Origin of the sequence: Rugamonas rubra (genome assembly GCF_900114705.1) — a bacterium.
Taxonomy (GTDB): Bacteria; Pseudomonadota; Gammaproteobacteria; order Burkholderiales; family Burkholderiaceae_D; genus Rugamonas; species Rugamonas rubra.
Map to the genome: position 1 here is coordinate 1 of NZ_FOTW01000008.1, position 14,382 is coordinate 14,382.

16 protein-coding genes are annotated in these 14,382 nt (G+C 65.1%); 11 read left to right on the forward strand and 5 right to left on the reverse strand.

Annotated elements, in window-relative coordinates; all coding sequences use genetic code 11:
* Nucleotides 1-365 (forward strand): RNA-guided endonuclease InsQ/TnpB family protein (locus tag BM252_RS07830; protein WP_139236340.1); only part of this gene is annotated, 365 nt, incomplete at its 5' end.
* A gap of 179 nt (nucleotides 366-544) precedes the next feature.
* On the forward strand, nucleotides 545-871 hold the full coding sequence (locus BM252_RS07835) for a hypothetical protein (protein ID WP_093386595.1): 327 nt from the start codon (nucleotides 545-547) through the stop codon (nucleotides 869-871).
* Between the two features lie 31 nt (nucleotides 872-902).
* On the opposite strand, the gene BM252_RS07840 is transcribed toward BM252_RS07835, so the two are convergent.
* A complete protein-coding gene (locus tag BM252_RS07840; RefSeq protein ID WP_093385966.1) occupies nucleotides 903-2,156 on the reverse strand; it encodes a CaiB/BaiF CoA transferase family protein in 1,254 nt (417 codons plus the stop codon).
* Between the two features lie 200 nt (nucleotides 2,157-2,356).
* Between BM252_RS07840 and ugpQ the strand changes: the two genes are divergently transcribed.
* The 6 genes from ugpQ to BM252_RS07870 all read left to right on the forward strand — a co-directional run bounded on the left by ugpQ (nucleotide 2,357) and on the right by BM252_RS07870 (nucleotide 10,258).
* Nucleotides 2,357-3,109, forward strand: a complete 753-nt coding sequence (ugpQ, locus tag BM252_RS07845; protein WP_093385968.1) for a glycerophosphodiester phosphodiesterase — start codon at nucleotides 2,357-2,359, stop codon at nucleotides 3,107-3,109.
* Nucleotides 3,110-3,268: 159 nt separating this feature from the next.
* A complete protein-coding gene (gene alaS / locus BM252_RS07850) occupies nucleotides 3,269-5,878 on the forward strand; it encodes an alanine--tRNA ligase (RefSeq protein ID WP_093385971.1) in 2,610 nt (869 codons plus the stop codon).
* A 192-nt stretch (nucleotides 5,879-6,070) separates the two neighbouring features.
* On the forward strand, nucleotides 6,071-6,298 hold the full coding sequence (locus tag BM252_RS07855; protein WP_093385973.1) for a sulfurtransferase TusA family protein: 228 nt from the start codon (nucleotides 6,071-6,073) through the stop codon (nucleotides 6,296-6,298).
* A gap of 240 nt (nucleotides 6,299-6,538) precedes the next feature.
* Nucleotides 6,539-7,288: an electron transfer flavoprotein subunit beta/FixA family protein gene (locus BM252_RS07860; protein WP_093385976.1), complete on the forward strand. Its 750-nt coding sequence runs from the start codon at nucleotides 6,539-6,541 to the stop codon at nucleotides 7,286-7,288.
* Between the two features lie 151 nt (nucleotides 7,289-7,439).
* Nucleotides 7,440-8,372 (forward strand): electron transfer flavoprotein subunit alpha/FixB family protein, encoded by a 933-nt coding sequence (locus BM252_RS07865; protein WP_093385979.1) that lies wholly within the window; start codon nucleotides 7,440-7,442, stop codon nucleotides 8,370-8,372.
* Between the two features lie 95 nt (nucleotides 8,373-8,467).
* Complete coding sequence (locus BM252_RS07870) at nucleotides 8,468-10,258, forward strand: acyl-CoA dehydrogenase (protein WP_093385982.1); 1,791 nt, start codon at nucleotides 8,468-8,470, stop codon at nucleotides 10,256-10,258.
* 72 nt (nucleotides 10,259-10,330) lie between these two features.
* On the opposite strand, the gene BM252_RS07875 is transcribed toward BM252_RS07870, so the two are convergent.
* Entirely contained in the window at nucleotides 10,331-10,636 is a 306-nt protein-coding gene (locus BM252_RS07875) for a cupin domain-containing protein (RefSeq protein WP_093386598.1), read from the reverse strand.
* A 46-nt stretch (nucleotides 10,637-10,682) separates the two neighbouring features.
* On the opposite strand from BM252_RS07875, the gene BM252_RS32190 reads away from it, so the two are divergent.
* The 3 genes from BM252_RS32190 (at nucleotide 10,683) to BM252_RS07890 (ending at nucleotide 12,127) form a co-directional block, all read left to right on the forward strand.
* Nucleotides 10,683-10,871 carry a type II toxin-antitoxin system HicA family toxin gene (locus BM252_RS32190; protein WP_093386600.1) on the forward strand — a complete coding sequence of 63 codons (189 nt, stop codon included), beginning with the start codon at nucleotides 10,683-10,685 and terminating at the stop codon, nucleotides 10,869-10,871.
* Nucleotides 10,872-10,879: 8 nt separating this feature from the next.
* The gene (locus BM252_RS07885) at nucleotides 10,880-11,095 is read left to right on the forward strand and encodes a type II toxin-antitoxin system HicB family antitoxin (RefSeq protein WP_093385984.1); all 216 of its coding nucleotides are present in this window, start codon (nucleotides 10,880-10,882) and stop codon (nucleotides 11,093-11,095) included.
* A gap of 219 nt (nucleotides 11,096-11,314) precedes the next feature.
* Nucleotides 11,315-12,127, forward strand: a complete 813-nt coding sequence (locus tag BM252_RS07890; RefSeq protein ID WP_093385987.1) for a c-type cytochrome — start codon at nucleotides 11,315-11,317, stop codon at nucleotides 12,125-12,127.
* A gap of 31 nt (nucleotides 12,128-12,158) precedes the next feature.
* Here the strand turns inward: BM252_RS07890 and BM252_RS07895 are convergent, their stop codons facing one another.
* The 3 genes from BM252_RS07895 to BM252_RS07905 form a co-directional block, all read right to left on the reverse strand.
* The gene (locus BM252_RS07895; protein WP_093385989.1) at nucleotides 12,159-13,136 is read right to left on the reverse strand and encodes a proline dehydrogenase family protein; all 978 of its coding nucleotides are present in this window, start codon (nucleotides 13,134-13,136) and stop codon (nucleotides 12,159-12,161) included.
* A 100-nt stretch (nucleotides 13,137-13,236) separates the two neighbouring features.
* Nucleotides 13,237-13,836: an outer membrane lipoprotein gene (locus BM252_RS07900; protein ID WP_093385992.1), complete on the reverse strand. Its 600-nt coding sequence runs from the start codon at nucleotides 13,834-13,836 to the stop codon at nucleotides 13,237-13,239.
* 34 nt (nucleotides 13,837-13,870) lie between these two features.
* Nucleotides 13,871-14,287, reverse strand: a complete 417-nt coding sequence (locus tag BM252_RS07905; protein WP_093385993.1) for an NINE protein — start codon at nucleotides 14,285-14,287, stop codon at nucleotides 13,871-13,873.
* Between the last annotated feature and the right edge of the window lie 95 nt (nucleotides 14,288-14,382).

Here is a 14,382-nt window from a genome sequence, read left to right on the forward strand (position 1 = left end):
AAAAGTCGGGCCTGAACCGCGCCATTCTCGATCAGGGATGGGGCGAGTTCCGTCGTCAGCTTGGCTATAAGCTTGCATGGAACGGCGGCATGTTGCTGGCCGTGCCACCGCACCATACCAGCCAGACGTGCCCGGCTTGCGGCCACGTCTCAAAAGACAATCGGCAGACGCAGGCTTCATTTCTGTGCGTCGACTGTGGCTATGAAAATCACGCCGATGTTGTTGGCGCGATCAATGTTTTAGCGCGAGGACATCGCGTCTTAGCCTGTGGAGAGTCGGCGCATTCAGGCCGCTCGATGAAGCAGGAACCCACCGAAGCGACCCGTAGATCATCACGCGGCGCCGTAGGAATCCCCGTCCTTTAGGGCGGGGAGGATGTCAACATAGCGCTGGCCCGGTCTGTGGCCGGCCCCGCGACAGGGGCGGCGCGGCGCATTCGAGCTGCCGCGCCTTCGCCTCGCCGCCCGGGGAAACTTTGCGCGCGCCACGCGGTCAAATTGGGACCGGCCCGACGCGGCCCTGTTTGCCAATGAAGGAGCTCATCATGTTACAAACGAACGAGATACAGCGCCGTTTTAGCAGTGTTGAACAAGCCATCGGCCAGGCCGCGCAAGCCTGTTCGGCGGAGCGCGATGTGCCCAGCGAGCTGCGCGACTGCCTGCAGCGGCTGGACCAGCAATCCGATCTGGTGAGGGAGGTGATCCAGACCAAGGACGAATCGCGCATCCGCAAAGTGCTCGACGAGCTGGAGGAATTGGGCGACCGCGCCAAGCGCGTCTGCTCCAGCGGCGCCAAGCTGACGCCGCGGATGCGCAGCGCCGTGCTGCACATGCACGACGAGCTGTCGGAACTCAAACACCAGCTGCACTGAGCGCCTTGCGCGGCAAGCGCGTTGGCTAGTCTTACAGCACGCCCTTGGCGCGCAGCGCGGCGACGTCGGTGGCGCTGTGGCCGAGCAGCTGGCCCAGCACCTCCTCGGTGTGCTGGCCCAGCAGCGGCGGCGCCAGGTCGGCCAGCGCCGGCGTGGCCGACAGCCGCATCGGGTTGCGCACCAGCTTGACGGTGCCGGCGCTCGGATGCGGCAGCTCGACCACCAGCCCGCGCGCCAGCACCTGCGGGTCCTGGTAGACCTCGCCGACGTCGTTGATCGGGCCGCAGGGCACGCCGACCGCCTCGAGCTCGGCGATCCAATGGTCGCGGCTGCGCGTCAGCACCATCGCCGCCAGCAGCGGCACCAGCGTGTCGCGGTGCTGCACGCGCAGCGGGTTGGTGGCGAAGCGCGGGTCGCCGGCCAGCTCCGGCCGGCCGCCCGCCTCGACGAACTTCTGGTACTGGCCGTCGTTGCCGGTGGCGACGATGATATAGCCGTCGCTGCAGGCGAAGGTCTGGTAGGGCACGATGTTCGGGTGGGCGTTGCCCCAGCGCTTGGGCGGCTTGCCGCTGTTCAGGTAGTTGCTGCCGACGTTGGCCAGCATCGCCACCTGCACGTCGAGCAGGGCCATGTCGATGTACTGGCCGCTGCCCGTGCGGTCGCGGTGGGTCAGCGCCGCCATCACGGCGATGGTCGCGTACATGCCGGTCATCAAATCGGTCAGCGCCACGCCGACCTTTTGCGGGCCGCCGCCGGGCAGGTCGTCGCGCTCGCCGGTGACCGACATCAAGCCGCCCATGCCCTGGATCAGGAAGTCGTAGCCGGCGCGGTGGGCGTAGGGGCCGTCCTGGCCGAAGCCGGTCACCGAGCAGTACACCAGGTCCGGCTTGATCGCCTTCAGGCTGTCGTAGTCCAGGCCGTAGCGCTTCAGCTGGCCGACCTTGTAGTTCTCCAGCACCACGTCGCAGTGGCGCACCAGCTCGCGCAGCAGGGCCTGGCCCTCGGCGCTGGCGATGTCGACCGTCACCGAGCGCTTGCCCCGGTTGGCTGCCAGATAGTAGGCCGCCTCGCTGGTGTCGACGCCGGCGGCGTCGCGCGCGTAGGGCGGGCCCCAGGCGCGGGTGTCGTCGCCGCAGCCGGGACGCTCGATCTTGATGACGTCGGCGCCCAGGTCGGCCAGGTTTTGCGAGCACCACGGCCCGGCCAGGACGCGGCTCAGGTCGAGCACGCGGATGTGGCCCAGCGCCTTCGGCATGCCAGAATTGTGTTCTGTGGCATCTGTCATGATGTGTCTGCCTCTGAAGAAAACGGATAGGGCGCTAGCTTACCGTCTGAGCCCGTCCGGCCGCCACTGTTTTTATGATTCGACAACGTTGTGCGCCGCAGCGAAGATTTTCCGCGCCATTTTCCGGGACGCCGAGCATTTCAATATGACTCGTGTTAATGTTGCAAATCCCGTCATAACAATGGTCTCCAAGGCAATCTATGTGGCCCTATCCAAAAATCGTCGCCCATCGCGGCGGCGGCACGCTGGCGCCGGAAAACACCCTCGCCGGGCTGCGCGCCGGCCTGGCCTACGGCTTTCGCGCCGTCGAATTCGACGTCATGCTGTCGCGCGACGGCATCGGCATGGTCATGCACGACCCCGAGTTCGGCCGCACCGTGGCCGGCCGGGGCAGCGTGGCCGAGACCGACGCCGTCGAGCTGTCCTATATGGACGCCGGCAGCTGGTTCGGCCCGCAGTTCCGCGACGAGCCGGTGCCCTTCTTCACCCAGTTCGTCGACTATTGCAAGGCCCAGCGCATCTGGATGAACATCGAGATCAAGCCGGTGCCGGGCCACGAGCAGGCCACCGGCGACTGGGTGGCGCGGCAGACCCGCAGCATGTTCGCCGCCGAGCTGGCGGCCGGCGATCCGGCCGCCTTGCCGCTGCTGGCCTCGTTCAGCGTGATGGCGCTGGTCGCCGCGCGCGACGCGGTGCCCGAGCTGCCGCGCGCCTGGCTGCTCGAGCGCGTGCCCGACCACTGGCAGGCCCAGGCCAAGGCGCTGGACGCGGTGGCCATCCACACCAACCACCGGCATTTGACGGCCGAGCTGGCCGGCGCCATCAAGCGCGCCGGCTACGGCCTGTTCTGCTACACCGTCAACGAGCCGGCCCGCGCCCGTGAAATCCTCGCCTGGGGCGTCGACGGTTTCTGCACCGACCGCATCGATTTGATCGGCCCGGGCTTCGCCTAGGCCGTCGGCCGCCGGCCGCCCGTGAGGCGTCGGCGCCGGCGCCGGCGGGGCCGCTGCGCCGCGCGGCCGAGGCCGGTCTCCAATTCCAGCACCATTTTGTCGACTTGAATCACGTATAATCAACCCTTTGCATCTGCCAGCCACCTCTGCCAATACGACATGAAATCATCTGAAATCCGCGACAAATTCCTTAAGTTTTTTGAATCCAAGGGTCATTCGATAGTCCGTTCCAGTCCATTGGTACCAGGCAACGACCCGACCATGTTGTTGACCAACAGTGGCATGGTGCAATTCAAAGACGTCTTCCTCGGCCTCGACACGCGTGCCTACTCGCGCGCCACCTCGGTGCAGCGCTGCGTGCGCGCCGGTGGCAAGCACAACGATCTGGAGAACGTCGGCTACACGGCGCGCCACCACACCTTCTTCGAAATGCTGGGCAACTTCAGCTTCGGCGACTACTTCAAGCGCGACGCCATCAACTACGCCTGGGAACTGCTGACCAAGGTCTACCAGCTGCCGGCCGACAAGCTCACCGTCACCGTCTACTTCGAGGACGACGAGGCCTACGACATCTGGGCCAACGAGATCGGCGTGCCGACCGAGCGCATCATCCGCATCGGCGACAACAAGGGTTCGCGTTACGCTTCGGATAACTTCTGGCAGATGGCCGACGTCGGCCCCTGCGGTCCCTGCACCGAGATCTTCTACGACCACGGCGCCGACATCTGGGGCGGCCCGCCGGGCTCGCCGGACGAGGACGGCGACCGCTTCATCGAGATCTGGAACCTGGTGTTCATGCAGTTCAACCGCGACGAGCAGGGCAATATGAACCCGCTGCCCAAGCCCTGCGTCGACACCGGCATGGGCCTGGAGCGCCTGGCCGCCGTGCTGCAACATGTCCACAGCAACTACGAAATCGACCTGTTCCAGAACCTGATCAAGGCCGCCGCGCGCGAAACCGGCGCCACCGACCTGGAATCGAAGTCGCTGCGCGTGATCGCCGACCACATCCGCGCCGCCTCCTTCCTGATCGTCGACGGCATCATCCCCGGGGCCGAAGGCCACGGCTACGTGCTGCGCCGCATCATCCGCCGCGCCCTGCGCCACGGCCACAAGCTGGGCCAGACCAAGCCCTTCTTCTACAAGCTGGTGGCCGACCTGGACATCGAGATGGGCACGGCCTATCCCGAGCTGACCGAGGCCGCCGCGCGCGTCGCCCAGGTGCTCAAGCAGGAAGAAGAGCGCTTCGGCGAGACGCTGGAAAACGGCATGAAGATCCTCGAGGCGCAGCTGGCCAAGGACGGCAAGAACCTCGACGGCGCCACCGCCTTCACGCTGTACGACACCTACGGCTTCCCGCTCGACCTGACCGCCGACATCTGCCGCGAACGCGAGGTCACGCTGGACGAGGCCGGCTTCGCCGTGGCGATGGAACTGCAGAAGAAAAAAGCCCGCGCCGGCGGCAAGTTCAAGATGGCCGCCAACGTGGTCTACTCGGGCGAGAAGAACACCTTCGTCGGCTACGACCAGCTGGCCCACGACAGCAAGATCGTCGCCCTGTACGCCGACGGCGCACCGGTCGAGCAGCTGAACGCCGGCCAGGTCGGCATCGTGGTGCTCGACACCACCCCGTTCTACGCCGAATCCGGCGGCCAGATGGGCGACCAGGGCGTGCTGAGCACGGCCGGCGCCAAGTTCGAGGTCGAGGACACGCTGAAGATCCAAGCCGACGTGTTCGGCCACCACGGCGTGCTGGCCGCCGGCTCGCTGAAGGTCGGCGACGCCGTCGCCGCGCAAGTGGACGAGGCGGTGCGCGCGCGCACCATCCGCAACCACTCGGCCACCCACCTGATGCACAAGGCGCTGCGCGAGGTGTTGGGCGGCCACGTGGCGCAAAAGGGTTCGCTGGTCGACGCCGACAAGACCCGCTTCGACTTCAGCCACAACGCCGCGCTGACGGCCGAGGAAATCGCCCAGGTCGAAACCATCGTCAACCGCGAGATCCTGGCCAACATCGCCACCCAGACGCACAATATGTCGTTTGACGACGCCGTCAAACACGGCGCCATGGCGCTGTTCGGCGAGAAGTACGGCGACGAGGTGCGCGTGATGGATATCGGCAGCTCGAAAGAACTGTGCGGCGGCGTCCACGTCCACCGCACCGGCGACATCGGCCTGTTCAAGATCATCGCCGAAGGCGGTGTCGCCGCCGGCATCCGCCGCGTCGAAGCCGTCACCGGCGAGGGCGCGCTGGCGCTGGTGCAAGCCATGAACCGCCGCCTGCTGGACGCCTCGGCCGCGCTGAAAGCGAATCCGGAAGAGCTGACCGCGCGCATAGTCCAGGTGCAGGACCACGTCAAGGCGCTGGAGAAGGAACTGGCCGCGCTGAAGTCGAAACTGGCCTCGGGCCAGGGCGACGAGCTGGTCAACCAGGCGGTCGACGTGAACGGCATCAAGGTGCTGGCGGCGACCCTGGACGGCGCCGACGTCACCGCGCTGCGCGAAACCATGGACAAGCTGAAGGACAAGCTGAAGACGGCCGCCATCGTGCTGGCCAGCGTCAACGACGGCAAGGTCAGCCTGATCGCCGGCGTGACGGCGGACGCCATTGGCAAGGTCAAGGCGGGCGAGCTGGTCAACTTCGTTGCCCAACAAGTGGGCGGAAAAGGCGGCGGACGCCCCGATATGGCGCAGGCCGGCGGCACCGATCCTAGCGGTCTGGCGGGCGCCTTAGCTGGCGTTGCAGCATGGGTCGCGCAACGCGCATAAGCAGCAAACATGCGGCCCGCGCCCATGGTGCGGGCCGTTACTATTCTGAATTTATCGTTGTGACTTCACAACGGACGGTGAACTATTTTGGTGCAGCGCGTCAATCGACCTGATTTGGAGTAGTATGTCAAAAATCAGTACAACAACATTGCGGGTATATTGATGAGTGAAACTTTACTTGAAACCGAGATCATGGAATTCCACAAAGAGCTCGACGCCCGGGGGCTGAACTGCCCGTTGCCGATCCTCAAGGCAAAGAAGGCCTTGTCCGAGCTGGAAAGTGGCGAGGTCCTGCGCATCATGGCGACGGACCCCGGCTCGGTGCGCGATTTCCAGGCTTTCGCCAAACAGACCGGCAACGCTTTGCTGTCGCATGTGCAAAACGGCCGCGAATTTGTCTTTTTGATGCAACGCAAATAAATGCGCGGCGCCGGCCGTCCGGCCGGTGTTCCACCGCCGTTTGTTCGGGCGGGGCAGGTTTTCTCGCCCCGACTCGTTCTCCCAAGAAATGTTAATCCAAGAAAAGTGCGTCATTTAGACGATTTATACTAGTAAAAAAACGCACGATCGTGCTTAAATTCTGTTTGTGGGCTAGTTTTCTCATATAATCTAGCCCACTATTTAGTCCCGTCATTCTTTATTTTTCCCAAAGGCACAGCTATGAAAGTCTTGGTACCCGTCAAACGCGTGGTCGACTACAACGTCAAAGTGCGCGTCAAGTCTGACGGCAGCGGCGTCGATATCGCCAATGTCAAAATGTCGATGAACCCGTTCGACGAGATCGCTCTGGAAGAGGCCATGCGCCTGAAGGAAGCCGGCAAGGTCACCGAAGTGGTCGCCGTCTCCTGCGGCGTGACCCAGTGCCAGGAAACCCTGCGCACCGGCATGGCGATCGGCGCCGACCGCGGCATCCTGGTGGAAACCGCCGTCGAGCTGGAACCGCTGGCCGTGGCCAAGCTGCTCAAGGCGCTGGCCGACAAGGAACAGCCACAACTGATCATCCTGGGCAAGCAGGCGATCGACGACGACTCCAACCAGACCGGCCAGATGCTGGCGGCCCTGCTGGGTTGGCCACAGGCGACCTTCGCCTCCAAGGTCGTGCTGGAAGACGGCAAGGTCAGCGTCACCCGTGAAGTCGACGGCGGCCTGGAAACCCTGTCGCTGACGCTGCCGGCCATCATCACCACCGACCTGCGCCTGAACGAGCCGCGCTACGTCACCCTGCCGAACATCATGAAGGCGAAGAAGAAGCCGCTCGACGTGACCAAGCCGGAAGACCTGGGCGTGGACGTGACGCCGCGCCTGAAGACCCTGAAAGTGGTCGAGCCGGCCAAGCGCTCGGCCGGCATCAAGGTTCCCGATGTGGCGACGCTGGTAGCGAAACTGCGTAACGAAGCCAAAGTTATCTAAGCGCGGCCTGGCCGTTTATATTTTTACCCCAGCGCACCGAGGCTGGGGTCAGACCCCGGATTGTTGTCGCAGGCCGAAGTTCGCGCCGCCGCAATAGGGTCTGACCCCGGGTTCCGGGTCGCGGGTTTAGAACACAATCTAGGAAAAAATCATGGTCGCATTAGTTATTGCTGAACACGACAACGCTAGCCTGAAAGGCAGCACCCACCACACCGTCACCGCTGCGCTGCAGTGCGGCGGCGATGTGCACGTTCTGGTGGCAGGCTCCAACGCCGGCGCCGCCGCCGCCGCCGCCGCGCAAATCGCCGGCGTGTCGAAGGTGATCGTGGCCGACGCCGCCCACTTCGCCGACGGCCTGGCCGAGAACATCTCGGAACAAGTGCTGGCGCTGGCCGGTTCGTACAGCCACATCCTGGCCCCGGCCACCGCCTACGGCAAAAACATCCTGCCGCGCGTCGCCGCCAAGCTGGACGTGGCGCAGATCTCGGAAATCACCAAGGTCGATTCGCCCGACACCTTCGAGCGTCCCATCTACGCCGGCAACGCCATCGCCTACGTGCAGTCGTCCGACAAGGTCAAGGTCATCACCGTGCGCAGCACCGGCTTCGACGCCGCCGCCGCCACCGGTGGTTCGGCCGCCACCGAAACCGTCGCCGCCGTCGCCGATTCGGGCAAGTCGGTCTTCGTCGGCCGTGAGCTGGCCAAGTCGGACCGTCCCGAGCTGACCGCCGCCAAAGTCATCGTTTCCGGTGGCCGTGGCATGGGTTCGGGTGAAGCCTTCAAGGTTCTGGAACCGCTGGCCGACAAGCTGGGCGCCGCCATGGGCGCCTCGCGCGCCGCCGTCGACGCCGGCTTCGTGCCGAACGACTGGCAGGTCGGCCAGACCGGCAAGATCGTCGCGCCGACGCTGTACATCGCCGTCGGCATCTCCGGCGCGATCCAGCATTTGGCCGGTATGAAGGATTCGAAAACCATCGTCGCCATCAACAAAGATCCTGAAGCGCCGATCTTCTCCGTGGCCGACTACGGCATCGTGGGCGATCTGTTCGAGATCGTGCCGCAACTGGTCGCAGAACTGGGCTAATCCGCTTCGACAACACTTGGATTGAACACCACCAAGCCACGCCGATCCCGCCACATAGCCGGGTCGCCGTGGCTTGTTTTCTTGGAGAATAGAGAATGCCGTATCAAGCACCGCTGAAAGACATGTTGTTCGTGATGAACGAATTGGCCGACCTGGCCGCCGTCAACGCCCTGCCGGGCAACGAGGACGCCACCGCCGACACCGCCGAGGCCGTGTTGGAGGAGAACGCCAAGTTCTGCGCCAACGTCGTCGCCCCGCTGAACAACCCAAGCGACAAGGAGCCGAGCTTCTGGCACGACGGCCAGGTCACCACCTCGAAGGGCTTCAAGGAGGCCTTCAAGGCCTTCGCCGAGGCCGGCTGGCAGGGCGTGCAGCATCCCGTCGAGTTCGGCGGCCAGGGCCTGCCCAAGCTGTTCGCCACGCCGTGCATCGAGATGCTCAACTCGGCCAGCATCTCCTTCGCGCTGTGCGCGCTGCTGTCGGATGGCGCCATCGAGGCGCTGCTGACGGCCGGCAGCGACGCGCAAAAAGCCACCTATCTGGAAAAACTGGTGTCCGGCCAGTGGACCGGCACCATGAACCTGACCGAGCCGCAGGCCGGCTCCGACCTGGCCGCCGTGCGCAGCCGCGCCGTGCCGCAAGGCGACGGCACCTACAAGGTGTTCGGCACCAAGATCTTCATCACCTACGGCGAACACGACATGGCCGAGAACATCGTCCACCTGGTGCTGGCGCGCACGCCGGACGCACCGGCCGGCGTCAAGGGCATCTCGCTGTTCATCGTGCCCAAGTTCCTGGTCAACGCCGACGGTTCGCTCGGTGAGCGCAACGACGCCCACTGCGTGTCGATCGAACACAAGCTGGGCATCAAGGCCAGCCCGACCGCCGTGCTGCAGTTCGGCGACCACGGCGGCGCCATCGGCACCCTGGTCGGCGAAGAGAATCGCGGCCTGGAATACATGTTCATCATGATGAACGCGGCCCGCTTCGGCGTCGGCATGCAGGGCATCGGCCTGGCCGAGCGCTCCTACCAGAAGGCCGTCGCCTTCGCCAAGGACCGCGTGCAGTCGCGCGACCTGGCCGGCTCGGCCGGTCCCGTCTCGATCATCCACCATCCGGACGTGCGCCGCATGTTGATGTCCATGCGTTCGCAGACCGAGGCGGCGCGCGCGCTGGCCTACGTCGGCGCGGCCATCAGCGACGTCGCCCACCACCACGCGGACGCGTCGGTGCGCGCGGCCAACCTGGCGGTGTACGAGTACCTGGTGCCGGTCATCAAGGGCTGGTCGACCGAGATGTCGCAGGACGTCACCCGCGACGGCGTGCAGGTGCACGGCGGCATGGGCTTCATCGAGGAAACGGGCGCCGCCCAGCACTACCGCGATTCGAAGATCCTCACCATCTACGAAGGCACCACGGCGATCCAGGCCAACGACCTGGTCGGCCGCAAGACCGTGCGCGACGGCGGCGCCGTGGCCAAGGGCATCATCGCCCAGGTGCGCGCCACCGAGGCGCAACTGGCCGCGCTGCCGGGCGCCGACTTCAAGGCCGTGCTGGCCCAATTGTCGGCCGGCAGCAAGGACCTGGAGGCGGTGGTCGAGTACGTCGCCAACAACATGAAGAGCGACATCAAGGGCGTGTTCGCCGGCAGCGTGCTGTACCTGAAACTGGCCGGCATCGTGCTGGGCGGCTGGCAGATGGCGCGCGCCGCCATCATCGCCCAGCAGAAGCTGGACGCCAACGAGGGCGACGCCAGCTTCTACCAGGCCAAGATCGCCACCGCACGCTTCTTCGCCGACCACATCCTGTCGCAAGCCTCGGGCCTGCGCGTCGCCATCATCGACGGCAGCGCCGGCGTGCTGGCCTTGACGGAAGACCAGTTCTAAGCGGGACTGTCGTGCGGCATTGAGAAGCGGCCTTCGGGCCGCTTTTTTTGTACCCCGGTGTCCGCGGCGGGGCTAGCGTAGATGCACGGCCAACCACAACGCGCCCTGCGACACGCGCATTACGGTGTGCGGCGTCTGCGACGGGAGAAACAGATAGTCGCCGGATTTGAGCTCGATACTAGTGCCGGCCACATTCAGCGTCGCCTCGCCCTGCAGCAGCACGACCCATTCGTCCTGCTCCTGCACATACTCGTGCGCTTCGATTTTCGCTGAGCTGACGATGCGCTCAATATGCAGGCCTTTGTGCGCCAGCAGCGTCTCAAAACGTTCGCCGTCCGCAGGCGGGGCCGCATTCTCGTACAGATTTCCGTCCTGCATATCTGCCACCTTTGCCTCCGTATCGTCGTCGCCAATGTACACTATGATGAAGACATTCGAGCTGATTGAGTTGTTACATGCGAATGCTCGGTTTCAAGTTCGTGTGCGAGGAAGTCATCGACAGTTCAGGCATGATGACTTGCCCTGCACGGTGACCATTGCCGGCAAACTGGGCACGGACGTGCCAATTGGTACTTTGCGCAGCGTGCTGAGGCAAGCGAAGCTGGCGAAATAGGGGGAGCTATGGGTTTCTTAGTGGTTGTCGAAGAGGGGCCGTCGTCTTTCGGGGCGCATGTGCCCGATTTGCCGGGTTGTGTCGCCGTTGGCGCCACGCGCGAGGAAGTGCTTGCCTCGATCGAAGAGGCGATTCAGCTTCACATCGAGGACATCAAGGCCAGCGGCCTGCCTGTCCCGCAAGCCGTCTCGTCGATGGCGACGGTCGAGGTCGCCGTCAACTAGCCGGGCGTGGCACGGTTGTGGGGGCGGCGCATCACTTGTCGCCGGGAGCGTTGTTGTTCGCGACGGTTTACGTGCATACTATCTGTACGGCAATATCGTTTCGCCTTGAAATGGAGTCGCCGGCAAGTAGCGCCGGCCTGTTCCTCGGCGGCGAATAGCCCGCGCCGCCGGTGCCCGGCACCGGCGTCCTCGCGGTACAACCGACCATGTGACTGGACTATGAAGACCACTTACTCCACCATTCTGCTGGGCGCGCTGTTGGCGGCCGGCCTCGCGCAGGCGCAAACGGCGCCGGAACTCAAACCACCGGCCGATTCGACCATTCCCGCAGGCCCCAAGGGCGCCGCCATCCAGGCCGGCAAATTGCTGCTGGGCGAAACCCACCAACGCCTGCCGGCCAACGTCGGCAACAAGCTCAACTGCACCAACTGCCACATGACGGGCGGCACCGTGGCGTTGGCCTCGCCGTGGATCGGCATCTGGGGCGTGTTCCCCGAGTACCGCTCGCGCAGCGGCAAGATCATCTCGCTGCAGGAGCGCGTCAACGACTGCTTCGAACGGTCGATGAACGGCAAGGCGCTGGCCTACAACTCGGACGAGATGAACAACATCCTGGCCTATATGCAATGGCTGTCGAGCGACGTGCCGACCGGCGTCAGCGTCAAGGGCCGGGGCTTCGGCGCGATCGACCAGAAGCTGGTGCCGGACGCCACGCACGGTAAAAAGATCTACGGCGAAAAATGCGCCAGTTGCCATGGCGCGGCCGGCGAGGGCTTGAGCAACGGCGCCGGCGGCTACGCCTTCCCGCCGCTGTGGGGCAAGGATTCGTTCAACGACGGCGCCGGCATGGCGCGCACGTTCACGGCGGCCGCCTTCGTCAAGTACAACATGCCGCTGGGGCAGGGCGGCTCGCTGTCCGACCAGGACGCGCTCGACGTCTCCGAGTTCTTCGCGCACCAGCCGCGCCCCGTGTACGCCGGCAAGGACAAGGACTGGCCGAAGGGCGGCAAACCCAAGGACGCCCGCAACTAAGTTAAGTCGCGCCCGTCCGCCTGGTGGCCGCTTAGGCCATCAGGTCGATCACCGCCTGGTACAGCCGCACGGGTTCTTCGGCGATGCGGTTCAGCACGTACAGGAAATGCTCCTCGCCGAACACCGCGTATTCGCGGGTGGGGAAGCCGCGCGCCAGCAGACCGTCGATCTGCGCGCCGCCCAGGCCGATCAGCGATTCGAATTCGTAGTTGCGCGGGTCGATGCGCTCCTTGATGATGAGTTCGCTCAAATCGTGCTGGATGGCGCGGTCGTGGGTGGCGAGCGAACACTTGTGGCCGCTCAGCAGCAGCTCGCCGGCCAGCGCGCGGTAGGCCGCCGCCAGCTCGGCGCTGTTGCGGTGGTAGGCCACGTCCTCGGATTCCAAAAATGCGCCCTTGACCAGGCGGATGCGGCCCGGCAGGCGCATCAGCGCCGGCAGGTCGGCCGGCGTGCGGTGGCGCTTGGCCGGGACGGTGATGCCGACGTTGTCCAGGTTCTCTTCCTTGTGCAGGCGGGTGTAGATGGCGTAGATGTCGTCGGCGCGCTCGGCCGCCTCCATCGAGATCATCACCTCGCGATTGATGCAGGCGGCGGCGTGGGCGATGCGGCGGGCGTTGCGGAAGCCCAGCTCGGGATCGACCAGCGAGCCGACGTGCGACAGGTCGAAGGAGATCGAACACTTCAAGTTCTGCTCGCCGATGGCCTTGCACAGCTCCATGAAGACTTCCGTCTCGGCCATGGCGAAGGCCTCGTCGCGGCAGCTCTCGCCCATGTACTCGGCCGAGGCGGCGTGGCCGCGGGCGTTGATCTGCGCCACCCGCTGCAGCGCCGAGGCGACCGTCTGGCCGGCCACGTAGCGCTGCGACACCTTGTGCATGTAGGGACGCAGCAGCGGGTCGTTGCAGAATTTTTCCTTGGCGGTCTCGTCGAGCGCCAGCGCGCGCAGGGTGCTGGCGGCCTGGTCGACCAGCGGTTGCCATTGGACGGGGAAGGTGGGTTGCGGCTGCACGGCGTCTCCTTGTTGGGTGAAAATATTGTCTGGTGGATATGATGGCAAAGGCGAAAAAAAACAGCCCGTAGGCTGTTTTTTTCTTGCCGCAGTTCGGTGCCTAGTTGCGCACGATGCTGCCGTTGGCGTTTTTGACGCGGTCGCCGGCCATCAGGCCCGGGTCGTGGTCGAAGTTGAAGCTGGCCTGCTTGCCGTCCTGGTACTGCACGGCGACGGTCCAGACCTTGCTCGACTTGGCCTTCTGCTCGATCTTGTTGCCGGCGTAGGCGCCGCCGGCGGCGCCGGCGACGGTGGCCAGTTCGCGGCCGTGGCCGCTGCCGACCTGGTTGCCCAGCAGGGCGCCGGCGACGCCGCCGGCGATCACGCCGAGGGCGCTACCTTCGCCGGCCTTCTCGCTGACGTTGACCGACAGCACCTTGGCGCAGTCGTTGCAGGCGGCCTGCTTGGCCGGGCCGGCCTTGAGGGCGGCCTTGGCGGCCTTCACGCTCTTGTCGTACTCGCTTTTGGCGTCGCGCGTGCACTGCATGCGGGCGCCGGAGCTGCTTTCCTCGGCGCACAGCTTCTTGTCGTCGGCGTAGCGCGTCGCGGCGCGCTTGCTGTCGATCGAGTATTGTTCCTTGGGGCTGAGCGGCGGCTGGGCGTAGGCGCTGGACATCATGCCGGCCAGCAGCAGGGCGGCGATCATTGGGCGACTCGTCATTTTTTTCTCCGTGGTGTTGTGTGGGGGTGCGGAATTAACCGTATGCCCCGCCAGTGTACAACAAGTCAAACAGGCGCGAAATCGTGGCAATCAGGCCGCCGGCGCCGAGCATCAGCGTGGCCACCAGGATCAGCGCCAGCGGCCAGGTCGAGTCCGACTGGCGGCCGGAGCCGGCGTTGAAGCCGGCGTCCCATTTTTCGTCCGACATCAAGCCCAGCACCAGCGCCTCGAGGAAGCCGACCAGCACCGACAGCGTGAGCGGCATGATCTGGTAGAACCAGTTGGCGCCCGGCGCGGCCACGGCGACCAGGGCGGTGGCCGGCAGGCAGGCCAGGTGGGCCCAGCCCCAGCCGTCCTTGGCGCCGCGCAGGTAGAAGCGGTGGGCGCCCAAGCCGCCGAGCAGGAAGCCGAGCAGGGTGGCGAAGGTCTTATTCTTGTGCGAAACGGTCATAAATATCGTGGCAAATGCACGCCGGTTGCGGGAAAGTGGGCAGTATCGGTCATAATACGGGCCCCGGCCTACCTTTTTTAGGTAACAAGGCTATT

Coding starts and splice junctions, on each gene's coding strand:
- BM252_RS07865 (WP_093385979.1), top strand. CDS start 7,440: ATGGTCGCATTAGTTATTGCTGAACACGACAACGCTAGCCTGAAAGGC.
- BM252_RS07835 (WP_093386595.1), top strand. CDS start 545: ATGTTACAAACGAACGAGATACAGCGCCGTTTTAGCAGTGTTGAACAA.
- BM252_RS07860 (WP_093385976.1), top strand. CDS start 6,539: ATGAAAGTCTTGGTACCCGTCAAACGCGTGGTCGACTACAACGTCAAA.
- BM252_RS32190 (WP_093386600.1), top strand. CDS start 10,683: ATGAAGACATTCGAGCTGATTGAGTTGTTACATGCGAATGCTCGGTTT.
- BM252_RS07900 (WP_093385992.1), bottom strand. CDS start 13,836: ATGACGAGTCGCCCAATGATCGCCGCCCTGCTGCTGGCCGGCATGATG.
- BM252_RS07840 (WP_093385966.1), bottom strand. CDS start 2,156: ATGACAGATGCCACAGAACACAATTCTGGCATGCCGAAGGCGCTGGGC.
- BM252_RS07890 (WP_093385987.1), top strand. CDS start 11,315: ATGAAGACCACTTACTCCACCATTCTGCTGGGCGCGCTGTTGGCGGCC.
- BM252_RS07885 (WP_093385984.1), top strand. CDS start 10,880: ATGGGTTTCTTAGTGGTTGTCGAAGAGGGGCCGTCGTCTTTCGGGGCG.
- alaS (WP_093385971.1), top strand. CDS start 3,269: ATGAAATCATCTGAAATCCGCGACAAATTCCTTAAGTTTTTTGAATCC.
- BM252_RS07905 (WP_093385993.1), bottom strand. CDS start 14,287: ATGACCGTTTCGCACAAGAATAAGACCTTCGCCACCCTGCTCGGCTTC.
- ugpQ (WP_093385968.1), top strand. CDS start 2,357: ATGTGGCCCTATCCAAAAATCGTCGCCCATCGCGGCGGCGGCACGCTG.
- BM252_RS07855 (WP_093385973.1), top strand. CDS start 6,071: ATGGAATTCCACAAAGAGCTCGACGCCCGGGGGCTGAACTGCCCGTTG.
- BM252_RS07875 (WP_093386598.1), bottom strand. CDS start 10,636: ATGCAGGACGGAAATCTGTACGAGAATGCGGCCCCGCCTGCGGACGGC.
- BM252_RS07870 (WP_093385982.1), top strand. CDS start 8,468: ATGCCGTATCAAGCACCGCTGAAAGACATGTTGTTCGTGATGAACGAA.